The following is a 16,912-nucleotide window of genomic DNA, read 5'->3' as shown; positions in this document are numbered from 1 at the left end:
TTCGCCGGGAAGCGGCGCCCGGGTGACGGCCGCTCGTGGAACGGACGTCAAGCCCGGCATGGAAAAGCACGCGGCGCCGTGATAGGCCGCCCAGACGGTTCGTCGCGCCGCGATGATCCAAAAGGAGAATCGATACCGTGGACATGTTCATTCGCAACACCGCCTATACGGGGCCCGTCAGGGCGGTCATCCTGGACTGGGCCGGAACGGCCGTGGACTTCGGCTGCATGGGCCCCGTGGCCGTCTTCCTCGAGGTCTTCGCCCGCCGGGGGGTGGCGGTGACCGTGCCCGAGGCCCGCGCCCCCATGGGGCTCATGAAAAAGGACCACATCCGGGCCGTGTGCCGCATGGCCTCCGTGGCCGCCAGATGGCGCGAGGTCTTCGGCCGCGACCCGGACGAATCCGACGTGGAGGACATGTACGCCGAGACCGAGCCGCTCATGGTGGAGATGATCTCCCGGCACGCCGAACCCGTGCCCGGCCTTGTGGAGGCCGTGGCGGCGTTGCGGGACATGGGGCTGCGCATCGGCTCAACCACCGGCTACACCCGGCCCATGATGGAGGCGCTTATGCCCCTGGCGCGCGAGCGCGGCTATGCGCCGGATTTCATGGCCTGTCCCACGGACGCCCCGGCCGGTCGGCCCTATCCCTACATGTGCTGGCAAAACGCCGTGGCCCTGGAGGTCTATCCCCTGGAGGCCATCGTCAAAATCGGCGACACGGTCAGCGACATCCACGAGGGCTTAAACGCCGGCCTGTGGACCGTGGGACTGACGGAGCAGGGCAACGAGATGGGTTTTCCCGAGGCGGAGCTTGCGGCCATGGCCCCGGCGACGTTTTGCAAGCGCCTGGAGGCGGCCGAAAATCGCCTGGTGAACGCCGGGGCGCATTTTCTGGCCCGGCGCATCGGCGACTGCCCGGCCATTGTCGAGGAGATCGGCTCCCGCCTGGCCTTGGGGGACCGCCCGTGACCAAGGCCGACGGATGTCCGGGGGATGCGGGGACGCGCTCTGAACCGTCGCCGTCGATCCCCGGGGATACGGCTTTTAAACGGGCCGAAAAGACCGAGGGGGACGTGAACCTGTCTCCCCGGCGGGCGGCGTTTGTGGCCGCCGAACACGACCAGGCCACCCGGGACTGGCTGGCCCGGGACCAGGCCGTCTTTTTCCGGCAAAGCCTGTCCACCCCCTGCCTCAACGTCCTGTCCGGGGCGCATGGCGCCTGGCTGACGGACCTTGGCGGCAGGCGCATCCTCGATTTCCACGGCAACAGCGTCCACCACCTCGGCCACGGCCATCCGGCCGTGGTCCGGGCCGTGCGCCGCCAGATGGATGAACTGCCGTTTTGCCCCCGGCGGTATGCCAACGCCCCGGCCGTGGAGCTGGCCGAACTGTTGTGCGCCTCTTCCCCCTGCGGGCCGTCCAAGGCGCTCTTCGCCCCGGGCGGAACCACGGCCGTGGGCATGGCCCTGAAGCTGGCCCGGGCGGCCACGGGGCGGTTCAAGACCGTGTCCATGTGGGATTCCTTCCACGGCGCGTCCCTGGACGCCATCTCCGTTGGCGGCGAGGCCCTGTTCCGCAAGAACGCGGGACCGCTTTTGCCAGGGGCCGTCCATGTTCCCCCGGCCGATCCCGGCCGGTGCCTCTTCCGCCCAGGTGGGGACTGCGCCTCCTGCGGACTGCGCTGCGCCGCGTACATCGACTACGTCATGGGGCATGAGGGGGATGTGGGGGCGCTGGTGGCCGAACCGGTACGGGCCACCACCGTGGTCCTGCCGCCGCCGGGATACTGGCGGGCCGTGCGGGACATCTGCGACCGGCACGGGGCGCTTTTGATCTTTGATGAAACAGCGGTGGGGCTTGGGCGCACGGGACGGCTTTTCGCCTGCGAACATTTCGAGGCCAGGCCGGACATGGTGGTCCTGGGCAAGGCCCTGGGCGGCGGGATCATGCCCCTGGCGGCGCTTCTGGCCCGGGCGGATCTCGACGTGGCCCCGGACAAGGCCCTTGGCCACTACACCCACGAAAAAAATCCCGTGGCCTGCGCCGCCGGTCTGGCGGCCCTGCGGGTGATCCTGGACGAGGATCTTCCGGGTTGGGCCGCGACGTTGGGCAGACGCCTTCTGGGCGACCTCAAAGCCTTGAGCGCACGACACGCGGCGGCAGGGTCGGCGCGCGGCCTGGGGCTGGCCCTGGCCCTGGAGGTCGACTGTCCGGAAGGGGATGGGGACGCGGCGGCGGCCATCGCCGACCGGGTGCTTTACGAGTGTCTGGCGCGGGGCGTAAGCTTCAAGGTGTCCGGGGGAAACGTGCTCACCCTGACCCCGCCCCTGACCATCAGCGATGAGGACGCGGACCTGGCGTTTTCCGTTCTGGATGCCGCCCTGGCCGCCGCAACTGACTGCAACGCCTGACGAAAGGATCACGCGATGGACTCCAGACTGCTTCCGGACAATCCCTATCTGCTTCTGACCCCCGGCCCCCTGTCCACCTCCAAGGGGGTCAAGGCGGCCATGTTCCGCGACTGGTGCACCTGGGACGACGACTACAACGCCCTGGTGCAGGACATCCGGTCGCAGTTGGTGCGTCTGGCCGGAGGCGGGGAGGAGCTGACCGCCGTGCTCATGCAGGGCAGCGGCACGTTTTGCGTGGAATCGGTCATCGGCACGGCCGTTCCCCGGGAGGGCAAGCTTCTGGTTTTGTCCAACGGGGCCTACGGCGCGCGCATCGGGGAAATCGCCCGCAGGCTGGGCATCCCCTTGACCCTGATGGATTTCGGTGAGTTGGAGCCGCCGCGTCCCGGGGATGTGGCCCTGGCCCTGGAGGCCGATCCGGCCATCACACATGTGGCCGTGGTGCATTGCGAGACCACCACGGGCATGCAAAACCCGGTTGGCGACGTCGGGCGGGCGGTCAAGGACGCGGGCAAGGTCTTCATCGTCGACGCCATGAGTTCCTTTGGCGGCATTCCCATGACCATGGCCGGGATCGGCGCGGATTTTCTGATTTCCAGCGCCAACAAGTGCATCGAGGGCGTGCCGGGGTTCGGCTTCGTGGTGGCCGGACGGGGGGAGATGGAGCGCCTGGGCGACCGGGCGCGTTCCTTAAGCCTCGACCTGTACGGGCAGTGGAAGGAGATGGAGGACAAGGGCGGCAAGTGGCGGTACACCTCGCCGACCCATGTGGTGCGGGCCTTTGCCCGGGCCCTGGAAGAGCTCGACGCCGAGGGCGGGGTGGCGGCCCGGCATGCCCGGTACTCCAAAAACCACCGCATCCTGGTCTCGGGCATGAACCGCCTGGGCTTCGAATGCCTCCTGCCTCCGGCCTATCGGTCCCCGATCATCACCTCGTTTCTGTGCCCGGCCTGGTCCGGCTTCACCTTCAAGCGCCTGTATGAGGCCCTGAAGAATCGGGGGTTCGTCATTTATCCCGGCAAGGTTTCGACGGCCGACACCTTCCGCATCGGCAGCATCGGCCAGGTCTTTCCCGAGGACATGGAGCGGCTGGTGGAGGCCGTGTCCATGTCCGGTTTGGCGGAATAATCGGAACGCTGGATATAATGCGGCCGCCGGAAGGCCACAGGCAACGAAAAAGGCGCGGGCTCTTGGGGTCGTCCCCACAGCCCGCGCCTTGTCGTGGTGTGCTTTCGCGCCTAGTCCTGGGTTTTGAGGTCCTCGACCAGCTCTTGAAGCTCCCGGGCCTGCATGGACAGTTCCTGGATGGCCCGGGCGGACTCGCCCATGACCTGGCTGGTTTCCGCGGAGATGCGGTTGATCTCCTCAATGCTGCGATTGATTTCCTCGCTGGCCGAGGACTGCTGTTCGGCCGCCGTGGCGATGGAGCGCACCTGGTCGGCGGCGGAATCCACAAGACGGACGATCTCGGTCAGGGCGTCGCCGGATTTCCCGGCCAGGACCGTGGCGTTTTCCACCGCCTTTGAGGCGTCGTCGGTATTTTGGATGTTCTTCCGGGCCCCGGCCTGGATGGCGGTGATGGCCTGGCTGACTTCCTGGGTGGCGTTCATGGTCTTTTCGGCCAGCTTGCGCACCTCGTCGGCCACCACGGCGAAGCCGCGCCCGGCCTCGCCTGCCCGGGCGGCCTCGATGGCGGCGTTTAAGGCCAAAAGATTGGTCTGGTCGGCGATGTCCTCGATGACGTTCATGATCTTGCTGATCTCCTCGGCTTGTTTGCCGAGACTGCCCATGTTCGCCTTGAGGGTGGTGGCCTGGGTCTGCACCTGGGAGATGGCCCCGATGACCCGCTGCACCACCGAGGAACCGTTTTCGGCCATCTGCCGGGCCGCGTCGGAACTCTCCGAGGCCTGTCCGGCGTTTTTGGCCACCTCAAGAACCGTGGCGTTCATCTCTTCCATGGCCGTGGCCGTTTCCCCGGCCCGCTCCCGTTGCAGTTCGGCCCCGCGTCCAGCCTGTTCCACCTGGGCCGACAGCTCTTCCGAGGCCGTGGTCAGGCGCTCCACCACCACGTCGATCTGGGAGGCGGCCTGGAGCATGCCGTCGCGCTTGGCCACCTCGGCCTGTTGTTTGGCCTCGGTGGCCTCTTCGGTGGCCTGTTGGCTCTTGACGGCCAGGGCCTCGGCCTGCCTGGTCTTTTCTTCGGATTCGAGGATCTTGGCCTTGAGATTGTCCAGCATCTTGCGCAGGGCGGCGGCCAGGGTGCCGATCTCGTCCTTGTTGGCGACCTCCAGGGTTTCGTTCAGGTTGCCTTCGGACACGGACACCGCAAACGATGTGGCCCGGCCCAGGGGGCGCGACAGAGAACGGGCGAAGAAAACGCCGGCCGCAATCATGATCAAGGCCACGATGCCGGTCACGGTCAACACCGCCGTGACGATTTCCGACTCAACGGATTCGATGAGCGCCCGATCCGCGCCGATGAAAAACATGCCCTCGGTCTTGCCGCCGGCATCCACCAGGGGCCAATAGGCCGTATCGTAGTCCCGGCCCAAAATGATATTGCGGGAAATGAAGGGCTGGGATTTCTGGAGCACGGTCTCGATGACCTTGGGGTTGTCCATCTTGGTGCCCACGACCCGTTTCCCGTCGCGGATGATGGTTGTGGACAGGCGGGTGTCTTTCTCGAAAATGGTGCATTCCACGCCGATGCGTTTTTTGATGCTGTCCACAAAACTGTGGGAGCCCAGATCGATGCCCGGGGTGATGACCCCGACGATCTTGCCCTCGTAGCGCACCGGGCATCCCGCCCGCAGGGAGAACTTCACCGCCGTGCCGGGTTCCACGCCCACGCTGGTCTGCCCCTGGAGGGCCTTTTTCACGTTGGTTTGATTCAGGACGCTGTCTCCGGCCTTGTCCGCGTGTCCCCTGGCCAGCACCTTGCCGTCCTTGTCCGAAATGGTCACGAATTCGACCATGGTTCGGTCCATGAGATCCTTGGCGGCTTTTTTCAAGAAGGCTCCGTCCCCTTCGGCCATAGCCTTGGCCACGGCGGGATTCTCAGCCAGCAAGGCGCCCCCGGTCTGGAGAAACTGCCGCAGATCCTCCACCTCATGGTCCACGCTTTTCTGGAATTTCTGGATGGCGCCGGAGGCTTCCTTGTCAAAACCATCGACGACAAAGTGGTTCACGGTGAAAAAGATGGACCCGGAGAGCAGCACGATGGTTATACAGATCATGCCCACCAGCTTCCAGAAAATGGAAATTTTCATGATTCCTCCATAACTATGTAAGAAATTTCACAAATTCCGTGCGTGTGGCGTCTCTCCAGTCAAGCCCTGCAAGGTGAAGGCTTTCAATATGATAGGTTATCACGATATCAGGAGAAATATCCAATGTGCAAGGGGTATTCGAGTGCGCCTGCTCTGGCCGGACGTCGTAAGCCTGGGTCAGGTAGGCGGGCATGTTGTGATGTTCTTCAAATAATACGGAGGGTTTTGAAACACGAAGGGCTGTACGGCGTATGGCGGGACGGCAAAAAAAACAGAAATTCTATTGCATATCGCCAGCCAGGAACATCTTCAGGGAAGCCGTAGCCAAAGAGGCTGGATGGTTCCGGCCATCCGTGGCGCATTTCCGTGCCAGGATGCGTTCGAAAACACCCTCGGAACACGGAAGGAAGAGTTTGCGTTCCCCGCCGGATTGGGCAGGGGGCGTCGTCTTGAACCGGCCGTGGCGGCAATCCGGCCGGAGGGACGCCGCCGGGATCTGATCAATCGAAAAGGCAGCCGCCGGTATAGCCGCGGCTTTTCATGCACTGGTCCGTCTGATCGGACACGGTGCGAAAGAGGTTGTCGGGGTAGGGCGGGGTGTTGGCCGTCAAGGATGCCTGGCTGTAGCAGTCCGTATAGTCGCCGTTGAGTTGGGCGAGGGACTTGTCCGGGGCGCGGTAGGGCGGCTTTGTGCATCCGACCATGAGCAGGGCCGCGCAAAGAAAAACGAGAATCAGAGGGCGTTGCATGAAACCTCCCGTTCCGGGAAAGGGTATGTCGTTGTAGAGCCCCGTGCCGCCGGGCCTGTCACAGGTCGTGCGGGCGATTCTCGCCTGCCCACTCATTTGGTTTGCAGCCAGGGGTCGCCACACTCCGCATGTCGGCCGTTTAGCACAGACCAAAAGGGATGTCATGCCCGCAGACGCCAGGGGAGGGGCCTGCGGCGAACCGCGACGCGACCGGGCGGCCTGGGCACTGGCCCCGGAGTGCGGGGAGGAACAGTCCTAACCGCGACACGCCAGCAGCCGGATGCCCCCGGACGGCATCCGCCCGGAGGTTATTTTGTTATGTTAATTTTGAAATAATTGACTTTTTTTGTCATGTGAGGTTAGACATATGTCATGAAAACCATAAATATCTTCCTCATCCTGTCGGCCCTTGGCATGTTGTTTGGCGTCGCCACCTGTCTGGCTGGCGACGGCCAGCTCAAACCCCTGATGTTGGCCACCACCACGTCCACGGCTGAAACCGGCCTGCTGGACAAGATCGTGGATGTGTTCGCCAAGGAAAAGGGCATCGAACTGAAGTACGTGGCCGTGGGCACGGGCAAGGCCCTGGAAATCGCCAAGAACTGCGACGCGGACGTGGTTTTGGTGCATGCCCCGGACGCGGAAAAGGCCTTTGTGGCCGCAGGCAACGGCCTGGACCGCAAGGAAGTCATGTACAACGACTTCGTGCTGGTGGGCCCCAAGGCCGATCCGGCCAAGACCACGGGCAAGGACATCCGGGCCGCCCTGACCCGCATCCATGGGGACAAGGCGCTGTTCATCAGCCGTGGCGACAATTCCGGCACGCACATGCTGGAGAAGAAGTTGCTCAAGGAACTCAAGATCGAACCCGCCGTTTCGGAGTCCTATCTGGAAAGCGGCCAGGGCATGTCGGCCACGGTGCTCATGGCGGCCGAGAAGGGCGGTTACACCCTGTGCGACCGGGCCTCCTGGAAGTTTTTTTCCGCCAACCAGGGCGACAAGAACCCCCTGGCCATTCTGGTCGAGGGTGATCCGGCCCTGCTCAACCGGTACAGCGTGATGCGCGTCAATCCGGAGAAATGCACCAAGACCGATCCGGCCCTGGCCAAGGTGTTCCTGGACTGGTGGTTCACCCCCCAGGCCAAAGAAATGATCAATGGGCACACCAAAAACGGCTCCACCCTGTACGTGTACGGCCCTGCCCCGCAATAACCGCCATCCTTTCTGCCAACATCGGGTCGCCGCCGTGTCCGCGCCTGCACAGGCCGGATGCGGCGGTGTCATTTTGATCCCCGAGGCGGGCCTGTCGCCGCGTTGCACGAAACGCTTGCGGCTGGTTGGCCGGGGTGGAGATGCGGCGGCGGGAGGGAACATTCCCATCCGTCGGAACGGACGGGGACGCATGCGGCGCGTTGGGGAGAAGCGGCAAACCGCCGCGCCCTTGGTGTCAGGCCTGTGGCCCTGGCCTCGGGTCGCGCGGTGCTAGCGGTTATTCATAGGGATAGGTCGAACCGGCGAACTCCTTGGACCGGGGATTGGGAAACTTGCCTTCGGCGGTAAGCTTCTTGATCCCGGCCGACTTGTCGGAATACGTGGTGTGCAGCAGTTCGTGGGACGTGTGCCCCAGGGGCTCGTGCAGGAAGTCCTTGTACAGGGTCTTGACCTGGGTGTTGTCCTGGGAGGCGCGCACCTTGAACTTGGCGTCCGCCCCATAGACCCCGTTGATACGGTCCATCATGTACTCTTTGAGCTGCTTGCCGGCGGCCACGGCCTTTCCGGTCAGACGCAGTCCGATGAGCACGCCGCCGGAGGCGACGCAGGCCGTCTTGAGGAAACCGCGCCGGGTGAGTTGGAGAATGGACATGGCGTTCCCCCCTTATGCTTTGTTGGCGTTAAACATGGCCAAACGTTTTTGCAACGAGGCGTGGAAGGTAGTCACGCGACGATCCATGGCCTCAAGCACACCAGGCATGATGGGCTGGCCGCCGCCCATGACGCAGCCGCCGGGGCAGGACATGAACTCGATGAAGTGGTACGGGGACTTTCCGGCCTTGACCTCTTCGCAGATGTCCTTGAAGCGCTTGGCCCCATGCACCACGGCCACCTTGACCACGGTTCCGTTCAGGTCGACCGAGGCCTCCTTGAAGCCGGTCAGGCCACGCACGGCCTTGAAGTCCCAGCTCTCGGGCTTTTTCTTCATCACGGCCTCGTAGGCGAAGCGCAGGGCCGCTTCCATGACGCCGCCGGTCACGCCGAAGATGGTCGCGCCGCCGGTGGACTCGCCCATGATGGCGTCGCGTTTGCCGTCAGCGGCCTTGGGCAGGTCGAAGCCCGCCTTCTTGAGCATATACGCCAGTTCGCGGGTGGTGATGGTGGCGTCGATGTCCTTGTGACCGCTGGCCTTGAACTCGGGACGCATGCCCTCGTACTTCTTGGCCGTGCAGGGCATGATCGACACGGTATAGACCTTGGCCGGATCGTACTTGGCCGCTTTCGCGCCATAGGTCTTGGACAGGGGACCGCACATGCCGATGGGCGACTTGCAGGTGGAGAGATGCGGGATCAATTCCGGATAGTAGGTCTCGACATACTTGATCCAGGCCGGACAGCAGGAGGTGAACTGGGGAAGCGGCAGGTCCGATTTCTTGGTCAACCGGGCCAGAAGCTCGCTGCCTTCTTCCCAGATGGTCACGTCGGCGGTGTACTCGTTGTCCCAGACGTGGTCGAAGCCGATCTTTTTCAGGCCTTCGAGCATCTTCTCCGTGGTCACCGAGCCCAGGGGCTGGCCGAAGCAGTCGCCCAGGCCGTAGCGCACGGCCGGAGCGGGCATGGCGATGACCTTGACGTTCGGATCCTTGATCTTGGCCTCGATCTCCGGAATCCAGGACTGGGTTTCGTAGATGGCCGACACCGGGCAATGGGTCAGGCACTGGCCGCAGTTGATGCACGCCGCCTGGTCGGGAATCTTGTGCGGTTCGCCGGTCTCGCCGAAGATGGCGCCGGTGGGGCAGTAGCTCATGCAGGTGTCGCAGCCGATGCATTTTGTCTCATCGACCTGGACAAAGAAGAGCTTGTCCGGATCAGCCTTGGCATCCGGAACCTGGTTTTCGTAAAAGATTTTCTCGATTTCGATTCTGCTCATGAGATTCCTCCATGTTTCGTGGTCAAAAGTGATTCAGGCAACATGGCAATGTGGTGCTGTGCGGCTCCTCCTTTTGTTTGACCCCCGTGTCTGAGGTCATGTCACCCTCGGACTGTGTTATGGTTTGTATGCGAAACGGCACGGTTTCGCGGGCCTCAGATGCCTCCATGCATGACGTCCCTTTCCTGTGGCGAGCGTCGCCATGTCTCCCGGGCCTTCTCAAAGGCCGCCCGGGCCGCCGGAAAGGGCAGAAGGACGCGGGGCAACACCCCCTGGAGAAAGGAGATGGCCAGACCGTAGTTGGTCATGGGCACGTCCTGGCGGATGGAATGATAGAGCCGGGACAGCATGGCCTTGCGGTTGACGACGCAGGCCCCGCAGTGGATGACCAGGGCATAGGGCGAAAGGTCTTCGGGGTAGGCGGCCCCGGCCTTGACCTCCACTTGGATGGCCCCGCCCGCATATTGCCGCAGCCATCTGGGAATTTTGACCCGGCCGATGTCGTCGGCCAGGGGATGGTGGGTGCAGGCCTCGGCAATGAGCACCCGGTCCCCGGGCCGCAGGCGGTCGATGGCCGCCGCGCCCTCGGCCAGTCTGGCCAGGTCGCCCTTGAAGCGGGCCATGAGGATGGAAAAGGTGGTCATGGGCACATCGGCGGGCGTGTCCCCGGCGGTTTTGAGCACCACCTGGGAGTCGCACACCACCAGGGCCGGTTTGTGCGTGAGTTGCTCCAGGGCGTCGCGCAGTTCGCGTTCCTTGACCACCATGGCCCGGGCGTCGCTGTCCAGGATGTCCCGGATGGCCTGGACCTGGGGCAGGATGAGCCTCCCCTTGGGCGCGCCCAGATCGATGGGCACCACCAGCACGGCCAGTTCCCCGGCCCGCAACAGGTCGCCCACCAGACGCGGCTCCGCGAACCAGTCGTCCGGGGCCAGTTTCACCAGGATTTCCTTGAGGGCCAAAAGCCCCAGGCCTTGTACGGCCGAGACCGGAATGACCGGCGGGGCGGGATCGCAACAGGCCGCGATGCGATCCAAAAATTCCGGTGTGGGCGGGTTGTGGTCGATTTTGTTCACCACCACGGCGAAGGGGGTGTCCCGTTCGGAGAGTATGGCCGCAATGCGCATTTCGTCATCCCCGAACACCCCGGCCTCGGTGACCAAAAGGGCCACGTCCACGCGGTCCAGGGTTTTCTCCGTCCGCTTGACGCGAAGCTCCCCCAGCGCGCCCGCATCGTCCAGGCCCGCCGTGTCGATGAAGACCACCGGCCCCAGGGGCGAAAGCTCCTGGGCCTTTTCCACCGGATCGGTGGTGGTGCCGGGCGTGTCCGAGACGATGGACACGGGCTGGCCGGTTACGGCGTTGACAAGCGAGGACTTGCCCACATTGCGGCGTCCGAAGACGCCGATGTGCAGACGTAGTCCTTTCGGGGTTTCGCGCATGGTTTATTGAGACCTCCGTCCCTGATAAGCGTGTGACCGGCCTGCCGGATCACGGCCTTGGCCGATTTGAGGCCCACAGCCTCCTTGTGGTCGTAAATGCAGGGCGGCCAGCCGTTCCTTCAGGTGTTTTCCGGGATGCAGCCGGTCGTAGAGGGCCTCCCTGTCAAGGTTGTCCTGGCGGTTCATGGCCTTCCCTCCCGGCCCTGCCCGAGGACGGTCATGGTTTCCGCAGACAACAGACGCCGCAGTTCCGGGGCGGACAGAAGCCCGCGTTCCAGCGCCGCCTGGGGCACGGTTTTTCCCGTCTCGCGCACCTCCCGGGCCACCTCCACGGCGGCCTCGTAGCCGATGGCCGGAACCAGGGCCACCACCGTGGCCCAGGAACGGTGGACATGCTCCTCGCAGGCGGCCGGGTCGGCGGCGATGCCCTCCACGCATTTGGTCCGGAACATGGCGCAGGCGGCATCCAGCAGGGTCAGGCCCTCAAGCAGGGCGTCGGCCAGAAGGGGCAGGAAGGCGTTGAGTTCGAGCTGGCCGGACATAGCCGCCGAGGCCGTAAGGGCGTCCAGGGCCATGACCCGGAGCGCGGCCTGGCCCACGGCCTCGCAGATCACCGGGTTGACCTTGCCGGGCATGATGCTCGACCCGGCCTGGACCTCGGGAAGATGAATCTCCCCCAGCCCGGCCCGGGGCCCCGAGGCCAGAAGACGCAGATCCGAGGAAATCTTCATGAGGTTCACGGCCACGGCCTTTAAAATCCCGGAAACCTCCACGAAACAGTCGGCGTTCTGGGTGGCGTCCATCAGGTTTTCCGCCCGGGACAGCCCAAGCCCCGTGTCCTCGCGCAGCTTGTCCACTACACAAAAAATATAGTCGCGCGGGGCGGTGACGCCTGTGCCCACGGCCGTGCCCCCCAGGTTCACCACCCGCAGGCGTTCTTCGCACTTGAACACCCGCCAGCGATCCCGGGACAGGGCCTCGCCGTAGGCCGAAAACTCGGCCCCAAGCGTAATGGGGCAGGCGTCCTGAAGCTGGGTGCGGCCCATCTTGACCACCCCGGCAAATTCCCGCTCCTTGTCCTGGAAGGCCGTCTGCAGGGCGGCCAGGGACTTTTCCAGACGGCGCAAAAGCGTGATCGCCGCGACCTTGATGGCCGTCGGGAAGACGTCGTTGGTGGACTGGTGCAGGTTGATGTGATGCAGGGGATGCACCCGGGCGTAGTCGCCGGGTCTGCCGCCGAGCATCTCCTCGGCCCGGTTGGCCAGCACCTCGTTGGCGTTCATGTTGGCCGAGGTTCCGGCCCCGCCCTGCAGGGCGTCGGTGATCCCGATCTCGGGCAAAAGGCCGGACAGGGCCTCGTCGCAGGCGGAAAGGATCGCCTCGCCCACATGCAGGGGCAGATGTCCGGTCTCCATGTTGGCCCGGGCGCAGGCCCGCTTGACCAGAACCAGGGCCCGGGTCAGTTCCGGATGCACCCTTCGCCCCGACAGGGGGAAGTTCTCAAGCGCCCGGGCGGTGTGAATGCCGTAGGAGGCGCCAAACGGCACGGCCTTCTCGCCGAGGAGATCCCGCTCCAGGCGGACCTCCCCGGCGCACCCCGGCATGGGGGCCTGATATCTGGCGTCAACAGGAGACATCGCGGCGTCCCGAGCGGACCTTTTCGATCATGCGCTGCGACACGCGCCTCGTTTTGGGCAGCATGTCGTCCAGTTCCTGGGCGATGGCCCGTTTCCCGATCTCGGCCACGTCGTGCAGGCGAAGACCTTTCAGCTCCAGGGCTTTAGCCAGGATGTCGCGGACTTTTCCCGCGTCTTCCGTGCGGCCTGACTCCAGAGCGACCCTGATGCTGGCCTCGTCCACCCAATCCGCTACCGTGTCTTGGAACATCTTACGATCCTTGAACGTCTGTTTGGCCCGGCGCCGTGCTGTCGAACAGCACCATCTTGCTTTTGACGGCGGGCAGCATGCCGAGCTTGCCGCTAAACGCCCCCAGGGCGTCCGTCGTGCCTTCCACAATCATGGCGATGACGCTCAATCCCTTTTGCCGGTACGGCACGCCGATGCGGCCGATGACCAGCTCCCCGTATTCGCTGATCAGCCGGTTGACGGCTTCGGCGGCCTCGGACCGGTTTTTCACGGCCAGAGCCAGGATGCCCATGCGGGTCTCTGCTCCCGCAGGATGGCGGCCGGGGGTGTTTGCGGCGTCGTTCATGTTCGCACTCCTGAGTGAAGACTGGTTCAACTCCAACAACAGGCTGTATGTTTTCCAAAACGCATCGGCTCAGAGGGGTTCGGATTTCTCCCCCGTGCGCTCTCCCGGCAAGGCCGCTACAGGGTCATGTCCAGCCAGGGGATGCGGTACACCCGGTTGACCATGCGGCCATTTTGGCGAACGGCCCCGTTTCTCTCCAAAACGGAGGCGGTCAATTCCACGGCCCGCCGCGCCCCGCGACGAACGGCCCTGGACAGGCCCGCCCCGCCGTCGTCGAACGCGGGGTCGGGATCGACCAGAACGATGCGCAGTTCCCGGGGCAGCCGATATGCCGCCTCAATAATCCCCAGCATCTCGGCCAGGGCCACGCGGCGGGAGGGCAGGTGATGGTCCAGGGCGGCCAGGGTGCGAAAGCGGGCCAGGTCGAGGGAATGGATATCCCCCGGACGCCCGCTGACCACGTCGGCCTGGACGATCACCGCCACGTCCGTCCCGTACAAACAGGTCATGAGGTTGCGGTAGTCTCCGACGATGTAGTCCAGACGGACCTCGGGTCCGAATCCGGCCTGTTCCAGGGCCTCCAGGGCGTAGAGCCCGACACCGTGGTCGCCGCGAAACAGGTTGCCGAATCCCACCACGGCATAGCGGCGTCCGGTCGTCTCCGGCGGAAGCGGAGCGGGCGTCGGTCCAGGAGAAAATGACGGTTGCGCCGTCGCCAAGTGGGTACGCATCGCGCCTCGCATTGCCGTCCCGGCGTTGGTCGGTTGCACCGACGGATGCCGGGAACGCTTTGGGTCATCCCTGTCCGCCTCGCCCGGCCTGGCAGGGAAAACGGCCGGGCGGGTCGACAGGGAGGGTGACAACAAACTTAGAAACTTCCTCTTTATCGGATACAAAATCAAAAAAGATGCTACTTCGGAATCAGATATCCCCATCGGGCAAAAGATGCAATCGGTTTCGTGAAAAAAGGCGCATCGTTCGGGACGGTTGCCCGTAAGGGTTTTCCCCCCCCGGAGGTCCGAAGCAGTCCTCCCGGACGGGACGGGTGCAGGGAAGCGGCGAGGGTTTCATGTCGCCTGAGGGGGCCGCAGATTTTGGGTGCAGCAGGTGATGGACCAGCAGCCCAGGGACGGATTGAAAACCCGGGCATTCTGTGTTTCGGCTCTGAACATGGCAGCCCACGTGAACATTTCCGGCAGCCATGTTTTCACATCCACGATTTGTGGATTATCCACCCTGGGCGCCACGAATCATGGAAAGACGCGAAACGCCTTGCCAATCGCGGCTTCCCCGGTTTTCCCCGGCCTTTGGCTCCACTAAATATGGATCATGCCGTCCGGCGAACCGGGCGTGGACATGGGGAAGGCCGCCGATGATTTCAGGCAACTTCCCGTCACGACAAACAATTCTATAGCAGTTTGAGATACGCTCAGGCTGTTTTGACGCGAAGAACCGGCCTGGCACGGCGGTTGCTTTAAGAGAGTCATCCGCAAGGGAAAAAATTTCAAAATTCGATAAAAGGAGAACGGCCATGTTGAACAAGATCATGAACTTCGTGCGTGATGAGGAAGGGGCTTCGGCAGTGGAATACGGACTTCTGGCTTCGCTGATCGCCGCCGTCATCGTGCTCGCCGTGACCACCCTGGGCACCACGCTTCGCAGCACCTTCGAAGAAATCAACACCGGCATCGGCGGCTAACAACGCCATAGACACGGGCGGGCCACACGGCCCGCCCCAGACTGACGACAACGCCCCGGTTTTTCGAAACCGGGGCTTTTTGTCGCCAGCAGCGGCCACGCCGCCGGACGGTTGGTTTCGAAAACCTCTCGCAAACGGCGCGGCATCGTCGCGCCACCAGTGTGATTTTCGAGTCTGCCGACGATAGCGGCACGCGAGAAAGCCGAAGAACCGCTCTCGGGCGGTCCTTCGGCTTTCTCGCGTCTGATCCGTGGTGCGGCTGTATGATGCGGCGACGGCGGTCGGCGACGCCCCGGCCACCTTCCGATACGGCCTCACAGGAAACAGCTGCCCTGGGACACGTGTTTCAGGCCGTCATGGTCCCGCGACGCAAGATGCGTTTTGGGAGAACAAAAGGATTGCCGTTCTCCAGCGTGATGGCCGGATGAAATCAAAAAATCGCCTACACAAGGCGCATGCGCGCCATGCGGGCGTTTGATCGGGCCTGTCCGGGCGACTGGGACGCTATCAGGGAGGGAGAACGACGTGATCCGAAAAAAAGCGGGACAGGTTGTTGGCCTGTCCCGCCGGGTCAATCTTGGTAGCGAGGGAGGGACTTGAACCCCCGACACTGCGGATATGAGCCGCATGCTCTAACCACCTGAGCTACCTCGCCGCGAAAGCTCCCGCATGCGGGAGACGGGCTTAATACACATTCGTCTGGCCTTTGGCAAGACGGCAACCGGGTCGAATTGCAAATGGCCCCATGATAACCCGTTCCCCCTCCCGGCGTGCGAAAGCGGCTTGCAATCCCCGCCCGAGTCGGCCACATTTCCACCGGCCGCATTCGGCCGCAACTCCAACCCAGGCGGCAGCCCATGACCATTCCGTACAATTCCCTGCGCGTCCGCGTCCGCGTGGCCCATATCGTGGACAATTATAAAGCCCTGTGTCGTCCCGGCGGAGAAACCATCCCGGTCATCAAGGCCGACGCCTACGGGCATGGCCTCATCCCTGTAGCCCGAGCCCTGTCTGCCGCCGGGGCCGCCACCTTCGCCGTGGGCACGGTGGAGGAGGCCGTGGCCCTGCGCGCCTCGGGCATCCCCGGGCGCATCGTGTCCCTTCTGGGGCCCATCGACGCCGACCAGTGCCAGAGCCTCTGGGCCTACGACATCATTCCCTTTGTACACCACCCCGACCAGTTGCACCTGCTGGCCGGAGTCGCCAGGCATATGGACTCTCCGCTCGGCGTGGCGCTGAAATGCGACACGGGCATGCGGCGTCTGGGCTTCACCCGCAAGGAGGCCGCCGAGGCCGCCCGGATCATCACCGCCGCCCCCAGCCTGCATGTGGCCATGCTCAGTTCCCATCTGGCCACGGCCGACGACCCCGAGGATGTGGACTATGTGGCGGCCCAGATTCAGGAGTTCACGGCCATCCGCAATACGCTGCGTAAGGCCGGATTGACCTTCCAAAGCAACCTGGCCAACTCCGCCGCCATCCTGGCCCATCCCGAGGCCCATTTCGACTCCCGTCGGGCAGGCATCGCCCTCTATGGCGGCAATCCCTTTCACGGCGCCTCCCTGGCCCACTTGGGACAGGGCTTCAAACCCGCCATGGACGTGGCCACCCGCATCGTCTCGGTCCACGACCTGGCCCCGGGCCAATCCATCAGCTACGGCCGCACCTTCACCGCGCCCGACTCCATGCGCGTGGCCGTGGTGGCCGCCGGATATGCCGACGCCTACAGCCGCAGCCTCTCCAATACCGGCTTCATGCTGCTTGGCGACACCCGGGTGCCTATCTGCGGCCGGGTCTGCATGCAGCTCACCGCCGTGGATGTCTCCGAAATCCCTTCCGCCAAACCCGGCGACGAGATCCTGCTGCTCGGCGGCCAGGGCGAAGAGGCCATTACCCCCGATGACCTGGCCGATTGGTGGGGCACCATCCCCTACGAACCCCTGTGCCTGCTCGGCTTAAACCCCCGCGAATACATCGACTAGGCGC

16 protein-coding genes and 1 tRNA gene are annotated in these 16,912 nt (G+C 64.1%); 6 read left to right on the top strand and 11 right to left on the bottom strand.

Annotated elements, in window-relative coordinates; genetic code table 11:
• Nucleotides 1–143: 143 nt before the first annotated feature.
• The 3 genes from phnX to V3572_RS07725 are packed head-to-tail and all read left to right on the top strand — an operon-like array spanning nt 144 to nt 3,541.
• The gene (phnX, locus tag V3572_RS07735) at nt 144–971 is read left to right on the top strand and encodes a phosphonoacetaldehyde hydrolase (RefSeq protein WP_332110450.1); all 828 of its coding nucleotides are present in this window, start codon (nt 144–146) and stop codon (nt 969–971) included.
• Nucleotides 968–2,413 carry a (R)-1-hydroxy-2-aminoethylphosphonate ammonia-lyase gene (gene pbfA, locus V3572_RS07730; RefSeq protein ID WP_442877369.1) on the top strand — a complete coding sequence of 482 codons (1,446 nt, stop codon included), beginning with the start codon at nt 968–970 and terminating at the stop codon, nt 2,411–2,413. The genes phnX and pbfA overlap by 4 nt, the downstream gene beginning before the upstream one ends.
• Before the next feature lie 15 nt (nt 2,414–2,428).
• Nucleotides 2,429–3,541 carry a 2-aminoethylphosphonate--pyruvate transaminase gene (locus V3572_RS07725; RefSeq protein ID WP_332110404.1) on the top strand — a complete coding sequence of 371 codons (1,113 nt, stop codon included), beginning with the start codon at nt 2,429–2,431 and terminating at the stop codon, nt 3,539–3,541.
• A 110-nt stretch (nt 3,542–3,651) separates the two neighbouring features.
• On the opposite strand, the gene V3572_RS07720 is transcribed toward V3572_RS07725, so the two are convergent.
• Both V3572_RS07720 and V3572_RS07715 read right to left on the bottom strand, forming a co-directional pair.
• Nucleotides 3,652–5,682, bottom strand: coding sequence for a methyl-accepting chemotaxis protein (locus tag V3572_RS07720; RefSeq protein ID WP_332110403.1), 2,031 nt, complete (start codon nt 5,680–5,682; stop codon nt 3,652–3,654).
• Nucleotides 5,683–6,182: 500 nt separating this feature from the next.
• Nucleotides 6,183–6,431 carry a hypothetical protein gene (locus V3572_RS07715; protein WP_332110402.1) on the bottom strand — a complete coding sequence of 83 codons (249 nt, stop codon included), beginning with the start codon at nt 6,429–6,431 and terminating at the stop codon, nt 6,183–6,185.
• Between the two features lie 372 nt (nt 6,432–6,803).
• Here V3572_RS07715 and V3572_RS07710 point away from each other — a divergent pair, with 372 nt between their 5' ends.
• Nucleotides 6,804–7,643: a substrate-binding domain-containing protein gene (locus V3572_RS07710; protein WP_332110401.1), complete on the top strand. Its 840-nt coding sequence runs from the start codon at nt 6,804–6,806 to the stop codon at nt 7,641–7,643.
• Nucleotides 7,644–7,920: 277 nt separating this feature from the next.
• Here V3572_RS07710 and V3572_RS07705 read toward each other — a convergent pair whose 3' ends face one another.
• The 8 genes from V3572_RS07705 to V3572_RS07670 form a co-directional block, all read right to left on the bottom strand.
• Nucleotides 7,921–8,295 carry an iron hydrogenase small subunit gene (locus V3572_RS07705; protein ID WP_332110400.1) on the bottom strand — a complete coding sequence of 125 codons (375 nt, stop codon included), beginning with the start codon at nt 8,293–8,295 and terminating at the stop codon, nt 7,921–7,923.
• Nucleotides 8,296–8,307: 12 nt separating this feature from the next.
• Nucleotides 8,308–9,573 carry a [FeFe] hydrogenase, group A gene (locus V3572_RS07700; protein WP_332110399.1) on the bottom strand — a complete coding sequence of 422 codons (1,266 nt, stop codon included), beginning with the start codon at nt 9,571–9,573 and terminating at the stop codon, nt 8,308–8,310.
• 155 nt (nt 9,574–9,728) lie between these two features.
• Entirely contained in the window at nt 9,729–11,015 is a 1,287-nt protein-coding gene (hydF, locus tag V3572_RS07695; RefSeq protein WP_332110398.1) for a [FeFe] hydrogenase H-cluster maturation GTPase HydF, read from the bottom strand.
• 182 nt (nt 11,016–11,197) lie between these two features.
• Nucleotides 11,198–12,652 (bottom strand): aspartate ammonia-lyase, encoded by a 1,455-nt coding sequence (locus tag V3572_RS07690; protein WP_332110397.1) that lies wholly within the window; start codon nt 12,650–12,652, stop codon nt 11,198–11,200.
• A complete protein-coding gene (locus V3572_RS07685) occupies nt 12,639–12,902 on the bottom strand; it encodes a hypothetical protein (protein ID WP_332110396.1) in 264 nt (87 codons plus the stop codon). Before V3572_RS07685 ends, V3572_RS07690 begins: the two co-directional genes overlap by 14 nt.
• A gap of 1 nt (nt 12,903) precedes the next feature.
• A complete protein-coding gene (locus V3572_RS07680; RefSeq protein ID WP_332110395.1) occupies nt 12,904–13,227 on the bottom strand; it encodes a TM1266 family iron-only hydrogenase system putative regulator in 324 nt (107 codons plus the stop codon).
• Between the two features lie 116 nt (nt 13,228–13,343).
• The gene (locus tag V3572_RS07675; protein WP_332110394.1) at nt 13,344–13,958 is read right to left on the bottom strand and encodes a hydrogenase maturation protease; all 615 of its coding nucleotides are present in this window, start codon (nt 13,956–13,958) and stop codon (nt 13,344–13,346) included.
• Nucleotides 13,959–14,454: 496 nt separating this feature from the next.
• Entirely contained in the window at nt 14,455–14,769 is a 315-nt protein-coding gene (locus V3572_RS07670; protein WP_332110393.1) for a hypothetical protein, read from the bottom strand.
• Between V3572_RS07670 and V3572_RS07665 the strand changes: the two genes are divergently transcribed.
• Nucleotides 14,759–14,926: a Flp family type IVb pilin gene (locus V3572_RS07665; protein WP_163302088.1), complete on the top strand. Its 168-nt coding sequence runs from the start codon at nt 14,759–14,761 to the stop codon at nt 14,924–14,926. The two genes, V3572_RS07670 and V3572_RS07665, sit on opposite strands and share 11 nt — an antisense overlap.
• Before the next feature lie 578 nt (nt 14,927–15,504).
• Here V3572_RS07665 and V3572_RS07660 read toward each other — a convergent pair.
• Nucleotides 15,505–15,581, bottom strand: a tRNA-Met gene (locus V3572_RS07660).
• A gap of 202 nt (nt 15,582–15,783) precedes the next feature.
• Between V3572_RS07660 and alr the strand changes: the two genes are divergently transcribed.
• Nucleotides 15,784–16,908, top strand: coding sequence for an alanine racemase (gene alr / locus V3572_RS07655; protein WP_332110392.1), 1,125 nt, complete (start codon nt 15,784–15,786; stop codon nt 16,906–16,908).
• Nucleotides 16,909–16,912: the final 4 nt, after the last annotated feature.

The organism is Desulfolutivibrio sp. (genome assembly GCF_036584575.1).
GTDB lineage: Bacteria > Desulfobacterota > Desulfovibrionia > Desulfovibrionales > Desulfovibrionaceae > Desulfolutivibrio.
This window is presented reverse-complemented; position numbering and strand designations above follow the sequence as displayed.

What these genes read in the sequence shown, in the direction of transcription:
- phnX (WP_332110450.1), top strand. Translation starts at nt 144, where the DNA reads ATGTTCATTCGCAACACCGCCTATACGGGGCCCGTCAGGGCGGTCATC.
- V3572_RS07725 (WP_332110404.1), top strand. Translation starts at nt 2,429, where the DNA reads ATGGACTCCAGACTGCTTCCGGACAATCCCTATCTGCTTCTGACCCCC.
- V3572_RS07720 (WP_332110403.1), bottom strand. Translation starts at nt 5,682, where the DNA reads ATGAAAATTTCCATTTTCTGGAAGCTGGTGGGCATGATCTGTATAACC.
- V3572_RS07715 (WP_332110402.1), bottom strand. Translation starts at nt 6,431, where the DNA reads ATGCAACGCCCTCTGATTCTCGTTTTTCTTTGCGCGGCCCTGCTCATG.
- V3572_RS07710 (WP_332110401.1), top strand. Translation starts at nt 6,804, where the DNA reads ATGAAAACCATAAATATCTTCCTCATCCTGTCGGCCCTTGGCATGTTG.
- V3572_RS07705 (WP_332110400.1), bottom strand. Translation starts at nt 8,295, where the DNA reads ATGTCCATTCTCCAACTCACCCGGCGCGGTTTCCTCAAGACGGCCTGC.
- V3572_RS07700 (WP_332110399.1), bottom strand. Translation starts at nt 9,573, where the DNA reads ATGAGCAGAATCGAAATCGAGAAAATCTTTTACGAAAACCAGGTTCCG.
- hydF (WP_332110398.1), bottom strand. Translation starts at nt 11,015, where the DNA reads ATGCGCGAAACCCCGAAAGGACTACGTCTGCACATCGGCGTCTTCGGA.
- V3572_RS07690 (WP_332110397.1), bottom strand. Translation starts at nt 12,652, where the DNA reads ATGTCTCCTGTTGACGCCAGATATCAGGCCCCCATGCCGGGGTGCGCC.
- V3572_RS07685 (WP_332110396.1), bottom strand. Translation starts at nt 12,902, where the DNA reads ATGTTCCAAGACACGGTAGCGGATTGGGTGGACGAGGCCAGCATCAGG.
- V3572_RS07680 (WP_332110395.1), bottom strand. Translation starts at nt 13,227, where the DNA reads ATGAACGACGCCGCAAACACCCCCGGCCGCCATCCTGCGGGAGCAGAG.
- V3572_RS07675 (WP_332110394.1), bottom strand. Translation starts at nt 13,958, where the DNA reads ATGCGTACCCACTTGGCGACGGCGCAACCGTCATTTTCTCCTGGACCG.
- V3572_RS07665 (WP_163302088.1), top strand. Translation starts at nt 14,759, where the DNA reads ATGTTGAACAAGATCATGAACTTCGTGCGTGATGAGGAAGGGGCTTCG.
- alr (WP_332110392.1), top strand. Translation starts at nt 15,784, where the DNA reads ATGACCATTCCGTACAATTCCCTGCGCGTCCGCGTCCGCGTGGCCCAT.